At 59.8% G+C, this 15,577-nt stretch carries 11 protein-coding genes; 8 read left to right on the top strand and 3 right to left on the bottom strand.

What is annotated here, in order from left to right; translation table 11 throughout:
- The first annotated feature begins 153 nt into the window (after window positions 1-153).
- From AB7M25_RS03160 to AB7M25_RS03150, 3 genes are all read left to right on the top strand, one after another.
- Complete coding sequence (locus AB7M25_RS03160; RefSeq protein WP_007980218.1) at window positions 154-1,425, top strand: YeaH/YhbH family protein; 1,272 nt, start codon at window positions 154-156, stop codon at window positions 1,423-1,425.
- Window positions 1,422-2,984 carry a SpoVR family protein gene (locus tag AB7M25_RS03155; protein WP_007980219.1) on the top strand — a complete coding sequence of 521 codons (1,563 nt, stop codon included), beginning with the start codon at window positions 1,422-1,424 and terminating at the stop codon, window positions 2,982-2,984. The genes AB7M25_RS03160 and AB7M25_RS03155 overlap by 4 nt, the downstream gene beginning before the upstream one ends.
- Before the next feature lie 63 nt (window positions 2,985-3,047).
- The gene (locus tag AB7M25_RS03150) at window positions 3,048-4,271 is read left to right on the top strand and encodes a multifunctional CCA addition/repair protein (RefSeq protein WP_429517740.1); all 1,224 of its coding nucleotides are present in this window, start codon (window positions 3,048-3,050) and stop codon (window positions 4,269-4,271) included.
- An 85-nt stretch (window positions 4,272-4,356) separates the two neighbouring features.
- Here AB7M25_RS03150 and folK read toward each other — a convergent pair whose 3' ends face one another.
- Complete coding sequence (gene folK, locus AB7M25_RS03145) at window positions 4,357-4,875, bottom strand: 2-amino-4-hydroxy-6-hydroxymethyldihydropteridine diphosphokinase (protein WP_429386670.1); 519 nt, start codon at window positions 4,873-4,875, stop codon at window positions 4,357-4,359.
- Entirely contained in the window at window positions 4,866-5,222 is a 357-nt protein-coding gene (gene folB / locus AB7M25_RS03140; protein WP_007980224.1) for a dihydroneopterin aldolase, read from the bottom strand. The genes folK and folB overlap by 10 nt, the downstream gene beginning before the upstream one ends.
- A 74-nt stretch (window positions 5,223-5,296) precedes the next feature.
- Between folB and plsY the strand changes: the two genes are divergently transcribed.
- Window positions 5,297-5,866, top strand: a complete 570-nt coding sequence (gene plsY / locus AB7M25_RS03135) for a glycerol-3-phosphate 1-O-acyltransferase PlsY (RefSeq protein WP_007993197.1) — start codon at window positions 5,297-5,299, stop codon at window positions 5,864-5,866.
- A gap of 22 nt (window positions 5,867-5,888) precedes the next feature.
- Here plsY and tsaD read toward each other — a convergent pair whose 3' ends face one another.
- Window positions 5,889-6,914, bottom strand: a complete 1,026-nt coding sequence (gene tsaD / locus AB7M25_RS03130; protein WP_429517741.1) for a tRNA (adenosine(37)-N6)-threonylcarbamoyltransferase complex transferase subunit TsaD — start codon at window positions 6,912-6,914, stop codon at window positions 5,889-5,891.
- A gap of 199 nt (window positions 6,915-7,113) precedes the next feature.
- Between tsaD and rpsU the strand changes: the two genes are divergently transcribed.
- From rpsU to AB7M25_RS03110, 4 genes are all read left to right on the top strand, one after another.
- A complete protein-coding gene (rpsU, locus tag AB7M25_RS03125; RefSeq protein ID WP_002551877.1) occupies window positions 7,114-7,329 on the top strand; it encodes a 30S ribosomal protein S21 in 216 nt (71 codons plus the stop codon).
- A 480-nt stretch (window positions 7,330-7,809) separates the two neighbouring features.
- Window positions 7,810-9,777: a DNA primase gene (gene dnaG, locus AB7M25_RS03120; RefSeq protein ID WP_429386667.1), complete on the top strand. Its 1,968-nt coding sequence runs from the start codon at window positions 7,810-7,812 to the stop codon at window positions 9,775-9,777.
- A gap of 67 nt (window positions 9,778-9,844) precedes the next feature.
- Window positions 9,845-11,692: an RNA polymerase sigma factor RpoD gene (gene rpoD, locus AB7M25_RS03115; RefSeq protein ID WP_104450007.1), complete on the top strand. Its 1,848-nt coding sequence runs from the start codon at window positions 9,845-9,847 to the stop codon at window positions 11,690-11,692.
- Between the two features lie 123 nt (window positions 11,693-11,815).
- Window positions 11,816-15,562 carry an EAL domain-containing protein gene (locus AB7M25_RS03110; protein WP_454236970.1) on the top strand — a complete coding sequence of 1,249 codons (3,747 nt, stop codon included), beginning with the start codon at window positions 11,816-11,818 and terminating at the stop codon, window positions 15,560-15,562.
- Window positions 15,563-15,577 lie beyond the last annotated feature (15 nt).

Below are 15,577 nucleotides of genomic sequence, written 5' to 3'. Positions count from 1 at the left end.
TTCTGTTACACAGGCCTCTGGAAGGTGTTCGAAAGTCGGTAGCGAGTTCAGGCAGCATCCAAGGCGCTTGGGGGAGCGTTCAACATCCCTCGGCTCTCGGTTCGATGCTGTATCACCGCTCGCCCCTTTCAGGACAGCTTCTAAGGAGCAGTCATGAGCTATGTGATCGACCGACGTCTCAATGGCAAGAACAAGAGCACGGTGAACCGCCAGCGGTTTCTGCGGCGCTACCGTGATCACATTAAAAAGGCTGTCGAAGAGGCGGTCAGCCGGCGCTCCATTACCGATATGGAACACGGCGAACAAATCAGCATTCCCGGCCGCGACATCGACGAGCCGGTGCTTCACCACGGGCGCGGTGGCAAGCAGACGGTCGTGCACCCGGGCAACAAGGAGTTCACCAGTGGCGAACATATCGCCCGACCACCGGGAGGCGGTGGCGGTCGAGGCCCCGGCAAGGCCGGCAATTCCGGCGAAGGGATGGACGAATTCGTCTTCCAGATCACCCAGGAAGAATTCCTCGAATTCATGTTCGAGGATCTCGAACTGCCCAACCTGGTCAAACGCAACCTGACCGGCACCGACACCTTCAAGACCGTGCGGGCCGGGATCAGCAACGAGGGCAACCCGTCGCGGATCAACATCATCCGCACCCTGCGCTCAGCTCACGCCCGCCGCATCGCCCTGTCCGGCAGCAGCCGGGCAAAACTGCGTGAGGCCAAGGAAGAACTTCTGCGACTCAAGCAGGAAGAACCAGACAACTTCGGCGATATTCAGGAAATCGAAGCTGAAATCGAAAAACTCAGCGCGCGCATTCACCGCGTGCCGTTTCTCGACACGTTCGACCTCAAGTACAACCTGCTCATCAAGCAACCCAACCCCAGTTCCAAGGCCGTGATGTTCTGCCTGATGGACGTGTCCGGCTCGATGACCCAGGCGACCAAGGACATCGCCAAGCGCTTCTTTATCCTGCTGTACCTGTTCCTCAAGCGTAACTACGACAAGATCGACGTCGTGTTCATCCGCCATCACACCAGTGCCCGCGAAGTGGATGAAGAAGAGTTTTTCTACTCCCGGGAAACCGGCGGCACCATCGTCTCCAGCGCCCTGAAACTGATGCAGGAGATCATGGCCGAACGCTACCCGAGTAACGAGTGGAACATCTACGCCGCCCAGGCCTCCGATGGCGACAACTGGAACGACGACTCCCCGATCTGCCGCGACATACTGATCAACCAGATCATGCCATTCGTGCAGTACTACACTTACGTTGAGATCACCCCGCGCGAACACCAGGCCCTTTGGTTCGAATACGAGCGCATTGCCGAAGCCTTTTCCGACACGTTTGCCCAGCAACAACTGGTCTCGGCCGGGGATATCTATCCGGTCTTCCGTGAACTCTTCCAGCGCAGGTTAGTGACATGACCGCCAAAGAGCAGAAGCGCCAACCCATTTCCACCGGCTCCGAATGGACGTTCGAGCTGATCCAGGCGTACGACCGCGAAATCAGTCGCATTGCGGCGGGTTACGCCCTCGATACGTACCCGAACCAGATCGAAGTGATCACCGCCGAACAGATGATGGATGCCTACGCCTCCGTCGGCATGCCTCTGGGTTATCACCACTGGTCCTACGGCAAGCACTTCCTCAGCACTGAAAAATCCTACACCCGCGGCCAGATGGGCCTGGCGTACGAGATCGTGATCAACTCCGACCCGTGCATCGCCTACCTGATGGAAGAAAACACCATCTGCATGCAGGCGCTGGTGGTGGCCCATGCCTGCTACGGGCACAACAGCTTTTTCAAAGGCAATTACCTGTTCCGCACCTGGACCGACGCCAGCTCGATCATCGATTACCTGGTGTTTGCCAAGCAGTACATCATGCAATGCGAGGAACGCCACGGCATCGACGCGGTCGAGGACCTGCTCGACTCCTGCCATGCGCTGATGAACTATGGCGTCGACCGCTACAAGCGCCCCTATCCGATTTCCGCGGAAGAAGAGCGCCGCCGGCAAAAGGACCGGGAGGAACATTTGCAGAAACAGATCAACGATCTGTGGCGAACCATTCCCAAGGGCGCGGACAAGTACAGCGACAAGGACAACGCGCGCTTCCCCGCCGAACCTCAGGAAAACATCCTGTACTTCATCGAAAAACATGCGCCGCTGCTGGAGCCATGGCAGCGGGAAATCGTGCGCATCGTGCGCAAGATCGCCCAGTACTTTTATCCACAGCGCCAGACTCAGGTGATGAACGAAGGTTGGGCCACGTTCTGGCACTACACCTTGATGAACGATCTGTACGACGAGGGCCTGGTCACCGACGGCTTCATGATGGAATTCCTGACGTCCCACACCAGCGTGGTGTTCCAGCCGGGCTTTGACAGCCCCTACTACAGCGGCATCAACCCCTACGCCCTGGGGTTTGCCATGTACCGCGACATCCGTCGCATGTGCGAAGAGCCCACGGAAGAAGATCGCCGTTGGTTCCCGGACATCGCCGGTACCGACTGGTTGGCAGCCATCAAGTTCGCCATGAGCAGCTTCAAGGATGAGAGCTTCATCCTGCAGTACCTCTCACCCAAGGTGATCCGTGACCTGAAGCTGTTCAGCATTCTCGATGACGACCAGAAGGACGACCTGCTAGTGCCCGCCATTCACGACGAAGGTGGCTACCGTATCATCCGCGAAACCCTGGCCGCGCAGTACAACCTGGGCAATCGCGAGCCCAACGTGCAGATCTACAGCATCGACCGCCGGGGTGACCGCTCCCTGACCCTGCGTCACCAGCAACACGACCGCAAACCGCTGGGCGACTCGACCGAAGAAGTGCTCAAACACCTGCACCGCCTCTGGGGCTTCGACATTCACCTGGAAACCCTGCAAGGGGACACCGTGATGAAAACCCACCATGTGCCGCCCCGAAACGAGCACAGCGAAGGTGATTACGGTCGACTGGACCTGGCTGTCATCCATCTTTGATCCGCTTTGCGCCTCCGAAAGCTCGATGCAAGGGTTATCCTGTCGAGCTAACGGAGGTTTTTTATGCGTATTTATAAAGTCGGTGGTGCAGTACGTGATCGCCTGCTGGGCAAACCGGTCACCGATATCGACTGGGTCGTGGTCGGCGCCACCACCGAAGAAATGCTCGCCAAGGGCTTTCGCCCGGTGGGCGCGGATTTCCCGGTGTTCCTTCATCCCAAAAGCGGTGAGGAATACGCCCTCGCCCGCACCGAGCGCAAAAGCGGGCGCGGTTACGGCGGGTTCACTTTTCACGCAAGCCCTGAAGTCACCCTTGAAGAAGACCTGATCCGTCGCGACCTGACCATCAACGCCATGGCCGAAGACGATCAGCAGAACCTGACCGACCCCTACCACGGCCAGCGCGATCTCGAAGCTCGCCTGCTGCGCCATGTTTCCCCGGCGTTTGCCGAGGATCCACTCAGGGTCCTGCGCGTCGCCCGCTTTGCCGCGCGATATGCCGCGCTGGGCTTTACCGTCGCCCCTGAAACCCTGGAACTGATGCGTCAACTCAGCGAGTCAGGCGAGCTTGAGGCGCTGACTCCCGAACGCAGCTGGAAGGAAATCTCCCGCGCCCTGATGGAAGATCAGCCACAGGTGTTTATCGAAGTGTTGCGCGCATGTGGCGCACTCAAGGTACTGATGCCGGAGGTCGACGCACTGTTCGGCGTCCCGCAGCCCCCGGCCCATCACCCGGAAATCGATACGGGCGCACATACCCTGAGCGTGTTGCAGCAAGCAGCACTGCACAAACAGCCGCTGACCGTGCGCTGGGCCTGCCTGCTGCACGACCTGGGCAAGGGCCTGACGCCAGAGGAGGAATGGCCGCGGCACATTGCCCACGAGTTCAAGGGCCTGAACCTGATCAAAGCGGTCAACGAACGCTTCAAGGCGCCGAGAGACTGCCAGGAACTGGCAATGCTGGTGGGCGAGTACCACACCCATGGGCATCGGGCCCTTGAGCTGAAGCCCTCGACATTGCTGGAATTGTTGCAAAGCTTCGACGTTTACCGTCGGCCACAACGGTTCGAGGAGTTCATCGCGGCATGCGAGATGGATGCACGCGGACGCGAGGGGCTGGAGCAGAGAAGTTATCCACAGGCGGATTATCTGCGCGGCGCGGCGACCGCGGCGCGAACCGTTGCGGTTCAGCCGTTGCTGGAGAAAGGGTTCAAGGGGCCGGAGCTGGGTGAGGCGATCAAACGGGAGCGGCTCAAGGCGTTGAAGGCTTACAAAGAAAATACCTGATGAGCAAAAGATCGCAGCCTTCGGCAGCTCCTACACAGGAATATGCGATTCCCTGTGGAGCTGCCGAAGGCTGCGATCTTTTGCTTTAAAGGAAACCGGACGGGGTCAATTGCTCCCCACGCCACTCAAATGCCACCGGCGCCAACACCTGATCAATCTGCGATTCGGCCCACAACCTGGCGAAACTTTTACCGACACCGGGGTGCACGCGATCCGGCGCGATCAACGACAACGGCCACAGAACGAACGCATTTTTCAGGATTTCTGCCCGCGGCAAGATCAAGCCATCGAAGTTTCCCACCAGGTCGCCGAACAACAACACGTCGATATCCAGCGGCAAACCTCGGCGATCCGGTGCGTAACGACCGTTATCCGCCTCAATGAACTTCAGGCGACGATCAAGCTCCATCAGCGGCAGATCGGTATACGCCGATACCACGAAATTGAAGAACGGCCCGCTCTTGATGCCCACCGGCTGGCTTTCGAACACTGCCGAACAGCGGATATCGACAAGGAACGCCGCCAATGCATCGAGCCCCGCCCGCAAATGGGTTTCACGCTCGATATTGCTACCGAGCCCGAGGTACACCTGAGTCAGCGACATCCGCGCTCGATCTCCACGCCCACACCACCAGTGGCAGCCGGGACCGCGCCGGGCTTGGTCAGCTTCAGACGCACCCAGGTGATCTTGAATTCGCTCATCAGCACTTCAACCAGACGCTCGGCAAAGGTCTCGACCAGCTGGTATTGCGCCTGCTCGGCAAACGCCTGGATGCGCGAGGAAACACTGGCGTAGTCGAGCGCCAGGGTCAGGTCATCACCGGCTGCGGCCGGGCGATTATCCCAGGCGAAGCTCAGGTCAAGACGCAGGCACTGTCGGATGCCTCGTTCCCAGTCGTAGGCACCAATCACCGTGTCGACTTCCAGGCCCTCGATAAACACTCTGTCCAAGCACTTCTCTCCGCTACACGACAAGGGCGCAATGCGCCGTTAGAATCAGGGCTTCCTCGCCCGGAATAGTTAGCATGTTTTGGTTATTGGCGATCCTCGCCTACCTGCTCGGCTCTCTGTCCTTTGCCATTTTGCTCAGCCGCCTGACCGGTAACCCCGATCCGCGAATGAGTGGCTCGGGCAATGCCGGCGCCACCAACATGCTGCGCCTGGCCGGCAAGAAACTCGCCATCCTGACCCTGCTCGGCGACCTTTGCAAAGGCCTGCTGCCGGTACTGATAGCGCGTCTTGCGGGCCTTTCGCAGCAGGAACAAGCCTGGATCGGCGTCTATGCCGTCATCGGTCACCTGTTTCCGCTGTACTTCCGCTTTCGCGGCGGCAAGGGTGTCGCCACCGCTGCCGGCATGTTGTTGGGGCTATACCCGCCCGCCGCCCTTCTGGCGGTCTGCGCCTGGCTCTTGACGTTCTACCTGACCCGCACCAGCTCCCTGGCCGCCCTGATCGCCACGCCGCTGACCCTGCCTTTGCTGGCCTGGCAAGAACCGGCGGCCCTGCTGCCCATGAGCACGCTCACCGGGCTGATCGTCTGGCGCCATCGCGGCAATCTACGCGACCTGTTTGCCGGGCGCGAACGGCATTTCTAGCAGTCGGACATGAGCACCGCTATCACAACGCCGACAACTGCTCCATCGGCCAGCGTGCCTGCACGCTGATCGCCAGGCTTTCCTGCTGACCGGCCTGCAAGCGCTGGCAGCCGGCAAAAGCGATCATCGCGCCGTTATCGGTACAGAACTGCGGACGGGCATAAAACACATCGCCCTTCATATCGCCGAGCATTTTCTCCAGAGAAGTGCGCAACGCCTTGTTGGCACTGACGCCCCCGGCGATCACCAGGCGCTTCATGCCCGCGGCTTTAAGGGCACGCTTGCACTTGATGGTCAAAGTCTCCACCACGGCCTGCTGGAACGCCAGCGCGATGTCGCATCGGGCTTGCTCGCCGTCGTCCCCGGCACTGACGCATTGTTGCCAGGTATTCAACGCAAAGGTTTTCAGGCCACTGAAGCTGAAATCCAGGCCCGGGCGGTCGCACATCGGACGCGGGAAGACGAAACGCCCTGCAACACCCTGCTCTGCAAGGCGAGCGATCTCCGGTCCGCCCGGATAATTGAGGCCCATCATCTTGGCCGTCTTGTCGAAAGCTTCGCCGGCAGCATCATCCAGGGTCTCGCCCAAGAGCGTGTACTGACCAATTCCGTCGACCTGAACCAGCTGCGTATGACCACCTGAGACCAACAAAGCGACGAACGGGAATTCCGGCGGTTGCGACTCCAGCATCGGTGCCAGCAAGTGGCCTTCCATGTGGTGTACGCCGAGGGCCGGAATGCCCCAGGCAAAGGCCAGCGCCTGGGCGCAGGAAGCCCCCACCAGCAAGGCACCGACCAGGCCAGGACCCGCGGTATAGGCGATGGCGTCGATCTCGGTCGGCACGCAGTCGGCCTCGGCCAACACCTGACGAATCAAGGGCAGCATGCGTTTGACGTGATCGCGCGAGGCCAGCTCCGGCACCACGCCACCATAGGCGCGGTGCAGGTCGATCTGACTGAAAAGCGCGTCGGCCAACAGCCCGCGTTCACTGTCATACAATGCGACGCCGGTTTCGTCGCAGGAGGTTTCTAATCCCAGTACTAGCATGGGTTTGCGCCTTGTTTAGGCTGAATTCGAAGGCGCGCATAATAGTCGTCGCGGGATGCCCCGACCAGCGGTTTTCGATCAGAGGCTTTGCATTCCGAGCGATGAGGGGTTAACATCCGCAACCCTTAAAAACCGACGTCTTCAAGTGCTCTTTTGCCGCGAGGATGTTGACCCCGGTAATGAATGAAGGTAGCTCTGGATGCCAGCCGTCAAAGTAAAAGAGAACGAACCCTTCGACGTAGCTCTGCGTCGTTTCAAGCGCTCCTGCGAAAAAGCCGGTGTACTGGCTGAAGTTCGTAGCCGCGAATTTTACGAGAAGCCAACTTCTGAGCGTAAGCGCAAAGCAGCTGCTGCTGTTAAGCGTCACGCCAAGAAAGTTCAGCGCGAACAGCGCCGCGCCGTTCGTCTGTACTAATACACAGACGACCGTAGCAAGCTTCTGCCAAGCCCGGCCCTCAGCCGGGCTTATGGCATTTGCGTAAAACGCTTGATGCTTCACTGTCGAAGCCGCAGACGCGACCGAGACAAATCTGCTTCACCGCGTCAGACCTGGCTCTTTTGCCAGCGGTGCACGTCTTTTCTGACGAGCCTTTCAAGGCTACTGACGAGCACACCCACTGATTCCTCTCACGACGATCAGCCCAAGGCACCTGCCTGCGTGCCGAATGATGAGCTATCCGAGGCCTGTGTTTGGCCGCAGCGGATTCAGCGCAACACATTCAAACAGTCGGATACTGATTGGCATTAACGTCAGTGGATTTTCGGCAGATACACTTCCCGACAGCGATTACGCAGACGACACTGGTCGAGCCGCACACTTTGCGCGCCTCAATCAATGCCCGCGTTCGGTCGCCGTACGTTTCGGGCTCCTTTCAGCGCAGATGACGAGAACGCCATGGCCGGGTTAATTCCCCAGAGCTTCATTGACGACCTTCTGAACCGCACCGACATCGTCGATGTGGTCAGCTCGCGCCTGCAATTGAAAAAGGCCGGCAAGAACCACACCGCCTGCTGCCCGTTCCACAAGGAAAAGACGCCCTCGTTCAGCGTCAGCCCCGACAAGCAGTTCTATTACTGCTTCGGCTGCGGCGCTGGCGGCAACGCCCTCGGCTTCATCATGGACCACGACAACCTGGATTTCGTCCAGGCGGTCGAAGAGCTGGCCAAAGCCGCCGGCATGGAAATCCCCCGCGAAGAAAGCGGCCGCCCGCACAAGCCGCGGCAGCCGACCGATTCGCCGCTGTATCCGCTGCTCAGCGCTGCTGCCGACTTTTATCGCCAGGCCTTGAAAAGCCATCCATCGCGCAAGGCCGCCGTGGATTACCTGAAAGGTCGCGGGCTGACCGGCGAAATCGCCCGGGACTTCGGTCTGGGCTTTGCACCGCCTGGCTGGGACAACCTGTTCAAGCATTTGAGCAGCGATACCCTGCAACAAAAAGCCATGATCGATGCCGGCCTGCTGATCGAAAACGCCGAAAGCGGCAAACGTTACGACCGCTTCCGCGACCGAGTGATGTTCCCGATCCGCGACAGCCGCGGTCGCGTCATCGCCTTTGGCGGCCGGGTATTGGGCGACGACAAGCCGAAGTACCTGAACTCCCCGGAAACCCCGGTGTTCCATAAGGGCCAGGAACTCTACGGCCTGTACGAAGCGCGCAAGACCAACCGCAACCTCGACGAGATCATCGTCGTCGAGGGTTACATGGACGTCATCGCCCTGGCCCAGCAAGGCCTGCGCAATGCCGTCGCGACCCTGGGTACCGCCACCAGCGAAGAGCACCTCAAGCGACTGTTTCGTGTCGTGCCCAGCGTGCTGTTCTGCTTCGACGGCGATCAGGCCGGTCGCAATGCGGCGTGGCGGGCACTGGAGGCAACACTGTCGAGCTTGCAGGACGGTCGTCGTGCACGTTTTCTGTTCCTGCCCGAGGGCGAGGACCCGGACACCCTGGTCCGCTCCGAAGGCACCGACGCCTTCCGCGCACGGATCAACCAGCATGCCCAACCTCTGGCCGATTACTTCTTCCAACAATTGACGGAAGAAGCCGACCCGCGCTCGCTCGAGGGCAAGGCCCACATGGCCACGCTCGCCGCACCGCTGATCGACAAAGTCCCGGGCGCCAACCTGCGCACCCTGATGCGTCAGCGCCTGAGCGAAATCACTGGCCTGAGCGGCGAAGCGGTGAGCCAGCTGGCACAAAGCCCCCCGCAGGAAGCGCCGCCGGCCTACGACCCGGGCATCGATTACGACGCGATGCCCGACTACAGCGACTATCATCAGCCGCAGGCACAGGACATGTATGTGCCGCAGCAGGAATGGACGCCAAAGAAGCCCGGTGCAGGAGGCAAGAAATGGGACAAGAAACCGTGGGACAAGAATGGCAAACGGGGCGGTGATCGCGATCAACCCCGCGCGCCACGGGTGCCCGCCGCCGTAGAGCCGCCGACCCTCGCCGCCTTGCGCACGCTGCTGCATCACCCGCAACTGGCCGAGAAAGTCGAGGATGCCGGGCATTTCGCCGCCGAGGATCACACCAACACACAATTGCTGGTGGCGCTGCTCGAAGCCGTGCAGAAGAATCCCAAGCTAAACTCAATTCAGCTGATTGCCCGCTGGCACGGCACAGAGCAGGGTCGTTTGCTCAAGGCCCTGGCGGAAAAGGAATGGCTGATTGATGGAGACAACCTTGAACAACAGTTTTTCGACACCATTACTAGCTTGTCAGCCCGCCAACGCGAGCGAAACCTGGAACAACTTCTTCGAAAAGCACGTCAAAGTGAATTGAGCACCGAAGAGAAAAACCAACTGCGCGACCTTTTAAGTCGCAATGTTTCCGCATCAAACCCGACCTCAACTGGCGCGTGAGGTCATAGCTCAGGTATAATCCTCGGCTTGTTTTTTGCCCGCCAAGACCTTCAGTGGATAGGGTGTTATGTCCGGAAAAGCGCAACAGCAGTCTCGTATCAAAGAGTTGATCACACTTGGTCGTGAGCAGGGCTACCTGACTTACGCGGAGGTCAACGACCACCTGCCGGAGGATATTTCAGATCCGGAACAGGTGGAAGACATCATCCGCATGATCAATGACATGGGGATCAACGTATTCGAGGTTGCGCCAGATAAGGATTCCCTTATGCTGGCCGACGCCGATACCGACGAAGCCGCAGCCGAAGAGGCCGCTGCAGCGTTGGCTGCGGTCGAGACCGACATTGGTCGCACTACCGACCCGGTGCGCATGTACATGCGCGAAATGGGTACGGTGGAGCTCCTCACACGTGAAGGCGAAATTGAAATCGCCAAGCGTATTGAAGAGGGCATCCGTGAGGTGATGAGCGCCATCGCGCACTTCCCTGGCACGGTTGATCATATTCTCTCCGAGTACACCCGCGTCACCACCGAAGGTGGCCGCCTGTCCGACGTCCTGAGCGGTTATATCGACCCGGACGACGGCATCGCGCCGCCTGCGGCAGAAGTGCCGCCACCGATTGACGCGAAAGCCGTCAAGGCGGATGACGACGCCGACGACGAAGACGGTGAAGCCTCGGATGACGAGGAAGAAGCCGAAAGCGGTCCGGATCCGATCATCGCCGCCCAGCGTTTTGGCGCTGTGGCCGATCAGATGGAAATTACCCGCAAGGCGCTGAAAAAGCACGGTCGTCACAACAAGGCAGCGATTGCCGAGTTGCTGGCTCTGGCCGACCTGTTCATGCCGATCAAACTGGTACCGAAGCAATTCGAAGCCCTGGTCGAGCGTGTTCGCAGTGCCCTGGATCGCCTGCGTCAGCAAGAGCGTGCAATCATGCAGCTCTGCGTTCGTGATGCGCGCATGCCGCGTGCAGACTTCCTGCGCCAGTTCCCGGGCAACGAAGTCGACGAAAGCTGGAGTGACGCCCTGGCCAAAGGCAAAAGCAAATACGCTGAAGCCATTGGTCGTCTGCAGCCGGACATCGTCCGTTGCCAGCAGAAGCTGACCGCGCTGGAAACCGAAACCGGTTTGACCATCGCCGAGATCAAGGACATCAACCGTCGCATGTCGATCGGTGAGGCCAAGGCCCGCCGCGCGAAGAAAGAGATGGTTGAAGCCAACTTGCGTCTGGTGATCTCGATCGCCAAGAAGTACACCAACCGTGGCCTGCAGTTCCTCGATTTGATCCAGGAAGGCAACATCGGCTTGATGAAAGCGGTAGACAAGTTCGAATACCGTCGCGGCTACAAGTTCTCGACTTATGCCACCTGGTGGATCCGTCAGGCGATCACTCGCTCGATCGCCGACCAGGCCCGCACCATCCGTATTCCGGTGCACATGATCGAGACGATCAACAAGCTCAACCGCATTTCCCGGCAGATGCTGCAGGAAATGGGTCGCGAACCGACCCCGGAAGAGCTGGGCGAACGCATGGAAATGCCTGAGGACAAGATCCGCAAGGTATTGAAGATCGCTAAAGAGCCGATCTCCATGGAAACCCCGATCGGTGATGACGAAGACTCCCATCTGGGTGACTTCATCGAAGACTCGACCATGCAGTCGCCAATCGATGTTGCAACCGTTGAGAGTCTCAAAGAAGCGACTCGCGAAGTGCTGTCCGGCCTCACTGCCCGTGAAGCCAAGGTACTGCGCATGCGCTTCGGTATCGACATGAATACCGACCACACCCTCGAAGAGGTTGGTAAGCAGTTTGACGTGACCCGTGAGCGGATTCGTCAGATCGAAGCCAAGGCGTTGCGCAAGCTGCGCCACCCGACGAGAAGCGAGCATCTACGCTCCTTCCTCGACGAGTGATCACAAAACCCCCGGCCCAGGCCGGGGGTTTTGTTTTATGGCAGATTAATATCTCCACACCTCCCCTCCGCCTTGTAGCCCGTCTACACTCGAAACATTCCCCAGAGCCATAACGAGACCGTTATGCCCAGACTGCCGACCGTGCTTTTTTTGCTGTCGCTGATGACCTGGACCGCAACGGCTGGCGCGCTGACTCTAACTGAGGATGAACGTAGCTGGCTGGCGGCTCACCCGGACTTGCGCCTGGGTGTCGATGCATCGTGGCCGCCCTTCGAGTTTCGCGACGATGAGGGCAGCTATCAGGGCCTTGCCGCGGATTACATCGAGGTCATTCGCCAAAGGCTGAAAACCCGGCTCACGCCCATCGAGCCGGTGAGTTGGACCGCCGTCCTGGAACAAGCCAAAAAGGGCAAAATCGATCTGCTGCCGGGCATCATGTCGACCCCGGAACGCCAGAAATACCTGTCGTTCACCCGCCCCTATCTGGATTTTCCGATCGTCATCCTGGCCCATGTCAGGGGCGCCCAGCCACACAACCTGCAAGACCTGTATGGCCTGAAAATCGCCGTGGTGGAAAACTACGCCCCCCACGAACTGCTGCGCACCCACAATCCCGACCTGAACCTGGTGGCAATGCCCAATGTCAGTTCGACGTTACAGGCGCTGGCCACCGGTGCAGTGGATGCGGTGGTGGGCGATCTGGCGTCCAGCGTCTGGAGCCTGCGTCAGCTCAAGCTCGACGGGTTATATGTCAGCGGTGAAACCCCCTATCGCTATCAGCTGGCCATGGCAGTACCCCGCGACAACGCAATCCTCGTCGGCATTCTCGACAAAGTCCTGGCGGACATGAGCCCCGCCGAAATCAGCGCCATTCAGGAGCATTGGGTCGGTAACGTCATCGATCATCGAACATTCTGGAATGACCTGCTGGTGTATGGCCTGCCCGGATTGCTGCTGCTGACCCTGGTGCTGGCGGCAGTTATCCGCATCAACCGCCGCTTGAGTTCGGAAATCGCCCGCCGTGTCGATCTTGAACAGGAACTTCGCAGCAGCGAGTACCACTACCGCGGCCTGGTAGAGAGCCTGTCGGCCATCGCCTGGGAAGCAAAGGTCACCGACTACACCTACAGCTATGTATCGCCCCACGCCGAAGATCTTCTTGGCTACCCCCTCTCCCATTGGCTGATTCCGGGCTTCTGGCGCAACATCATTCACCCCGCCGACCTGATTCGTGCCCAGACTTTCTGCGATCACGAAGTGCTGGCCGGGCGCGATCACCGCCTCGATTACCGGGTGATCACCGCCGACGGGCGCTGCCTATGGGTGCGCGACATCGTCAGCCTGATCGAACACGGGCATGAGCCGGTGATGCGCGGGTTGATGATCGATATCACCGACGCCAAGCGCACCGAAGAAGCGCTGCGCCTGTCGGAACAGAAATTCGCTTCCGTGTTCCAGCAATGCCCTGACATTCTGGTGATCGCACGCCTGAGCGACGGTTGCCTGCTGGAGGTCAACGAAGCGTTCGAAGAACAGATCGGCCTCAAGGCCGAGGACGTCATTGGACTGACCGCCACCGACCTGAACATCTGGGGGATTCCCGGCGTTGGTCCGAGTCTGTTGCAACGCTTGCAGGCCGGCAGCATCCGCAACCTGGAAATGCCCTTTCGTCGCAGTAACGGCCAGGTGTTCACCGGGCTGATCTCCGCTGAACCGTTCGACCTCGACATGACGCCGGCGCTGGTGGTCGTGGTGCGGGACATCACCCAGCTCAAGGAAACCCAGCAACAACTGCAAACGTCCGAAGAGAAGTTCGCCAAGGCTTTCCATGCGTCTCCCGACGGCCTGCTGCTGTCGCGGCAAAGTGACGGCTTGCTGATGGAGATCAACGAGGGTTTCAGTCGCATCACCGGATTCAACAGCGCCATGTCGGTGGATCGTTCGGTGCTGGACCTGGGGATCTGGGTCAATCTCAATGAACGCAAACAAATGCTCGACCTGCTGCATCGGGACGGTTTTGTCCGCGACTTCAGTTGCCATATCCGCCGCAGCGACGGGCAGATCCGCCTCTGTGAAGTGTCCAGCCGTCCGCTGCCGATCGGCGATGACGACTGTATGCTGACCATCGCCCGAGACATCACCGAGCGGCACCTGATGCAGGAAAAACTGCAACAAGCCGCCACCGTGTTCGAAAGCACCGCCGAAGGCGTGTTGATCACCGATACCCAACAGCACATCAGCGCGGTCAACCGTGCCTTCACCGAAATCACCGGTTACAGCGAAAGCGAAGCGCTGGGCCACACGCCGCGCCTGCTCGCTTCGGGCTTGCATGACAGCGCGTTCTACGCGGCCATGTGGCATCAATTGACTGCCGAAGGTCATTGGCAGGGCGAGATTTCCAATCGGCGCAAAAATGGCGAGCTGTACCCGAGTTGGCTGACCATCAGTGCCGTGCGCAACCGCGACAAGTTCATCACCCACTTTGTCGCGGTATTCGCCGACATCTCCAGCCTCAAGCATGCCCAGGCCAAGCTCGACTACCAGGCGCACCACGACCCGCTCACCGGCCTGCCGAACCGCACGCTGTTCGAAAGCCGCTTGCTGACGGCACTCAACAACCAGCATGAAAACGGCGGCCAGGGTGCCGTGCTGTTCCTTGACCTTGACCGATTCAAGCACATCAACGACAGCCTCGGCCACCCGGTGGGCGACCTGCTGCTCAAGGGCATTGCCGCACGCCTCAAGGAGCAGTTGCGTGACATCGACACCGTGGCACGCCTGGGCGGTGACGAGTTCATTATCCTGCTGCCGGGCCTGCAACAATCCAGTGATGCCGACAACATCGCCACCAAATTGCTCAATTGTTTCGCCGCGCCGTTCCAGGCCGGCGAACACGAGTTTTTCATCAGCGCCAGCATCGGCACCAGCCTCTATCCCAAGGATGGCTGCGACGTTGCCACACTGATCAAGAACGCCGACGCGGCGATGTACCGCTCCAAGGCCAAGGGCCGCAATCGCGTCGAAAGCTACACCCGCGACCTCACCGCCCAGGCCAGCGAACGCGTGGCGCTGGAGCACGAACTGCGCCGCGCCATCGAACGCAACGAATTGCACCTGTGTTACCAACCGAAAATCAGCCTCGACGACTACAGCCTGGTCGGCGCCGAAGCCCTGATCCGCTGGCGCCACCCGACCTTTGGCGACGTGCCGCGAGAACACTTCATCCCGCTGGCTGAAGAAAACGGCATGATCCTGCAAATCGGCGACTGGGTCCTGGAAACCGCCTGCCGGCAGATGGCCGAATGGCACCGGCTGTACGAAAGCCCCAGCCCGCTGTCGGTCAACCTTGCCGGCGCCCAATTGCGTCAGCCCAACCTGCTGGGCCGCATCGAACAGTTACTCAAGGACAACGGCCTCAACCCCGGATTCCTGCAACTGGAAATCACCGAAAACTTCATCATGAGCCAGGCCGAAGAAGCGCTGGCGGTGCTGCATCAACTCAAACATCTGGGCGTGCAACTGGCCATCGATGACTTCGGCACCGGCTACTCGTCCCTGAGCTACCTCAAGCGTCTGCCACTGGACATCCTCAAGATCGACCAGTCCTTCGTCCGCGGCCTGCCGGACGATCCCCACGATGCGGCGATCGTACGCGCCATCATCGCCCTCGGGCGCAGCATGCAATTCACCGTGATTGCCGAAGGCGTCGAGACCCAGGCGCAACAGCAATTCCTCGCCACCGAGGGCTGCGAACAGATCCAAGGCTACATCGTCAGCCTGCCCTTGCCCGCCGACGAATTCGCCGCGACGTTTCTTCGTACAACCGTAATGGCTTTTTCGGATAGCACAGCCGCGAAACCGTCGCTATAATCCGCGACCTACTGA

Source organism: Pseudomonas sp. AP3_22 TE3818 (assembly GCF_053628995.1).
Note: the sequence above shows the minus strand (reverse complement) of the source record. Positions and strands in the feature narration are given on the sequence as shown.

Excerpts from the sequence above, each read along its gene's own strand:
- AB7M25_RS03160 (WP_007980218.1), top strand. The coding sequence starts at position 154 with ATGAGCTATGTGATCGACCGACGTCTCAATGGCAAGAACAAGAGCACG.
- AB7M25_RS03110 (WP_454236970.1), top strand. The coding sequence starts at position 11,816 with ATGCCCAGACTGCCGACCGTGCTTTTTTTGCTGTCGCTGATGACCTGG.
- AB7M25_RS03150 (WP_429517740.1), top strand. The coding sequence starts at position 3,048 with ATGCGTATTTATAAAGTCGGTGGTGCAGTACGTGATCGCCTGCTGGGC.
- AB7M25_RS03155 (WP_007980219.1), top strand. The coding sequence starts at position 1,422 with ATGACCGCCAAAGAGCAGAAGCGCCAACCCATTTCCACCGGCTCCGAA.
- rpsU (WP_002551877.1), top strand. The coding sequence starts at position 7,114 with ATGCCAGCCGTCAAAGTAAAAGAGAACGAACCCTTCGACGTAGCTCTG.
- dnaG (WP_429386667.1), top strand. The coding sequence starts at position 7,810 with ATGGCCGGGTTAATTCCCCAGAGCTTCATTGACGACCTTCTGAACCGC.
- plsY (WP_007993197.1), top strand. The coding sequence starts at position 5,297 with ATGTTTTGGTTATTGGCGATCCTCGCCTACCTGCTCGGCTCTCTGTCC.
- rpoD (WP_104450007.1), top strand. The coding sequence starts at position 9,845 with ATGTCCGGAAAAGCGCAACAGCAGTCTCGTATCAAAGAGTTGATCACA.
- folK (WP_429386670.1), bottom strand. The coding sequence starts at position 4,875 with ATGTCGCTGACTCAGGTGTACCTCGGGCTCGGTAGCAATATCGAGCGT.
- tsaD (WP_429517741.1), bottom strand. The coding sequence starts at position 6,914 with ATGCTAGTACTGGGATTAGAAACCTCCTGCGACGAAACCGGCGTCGCA.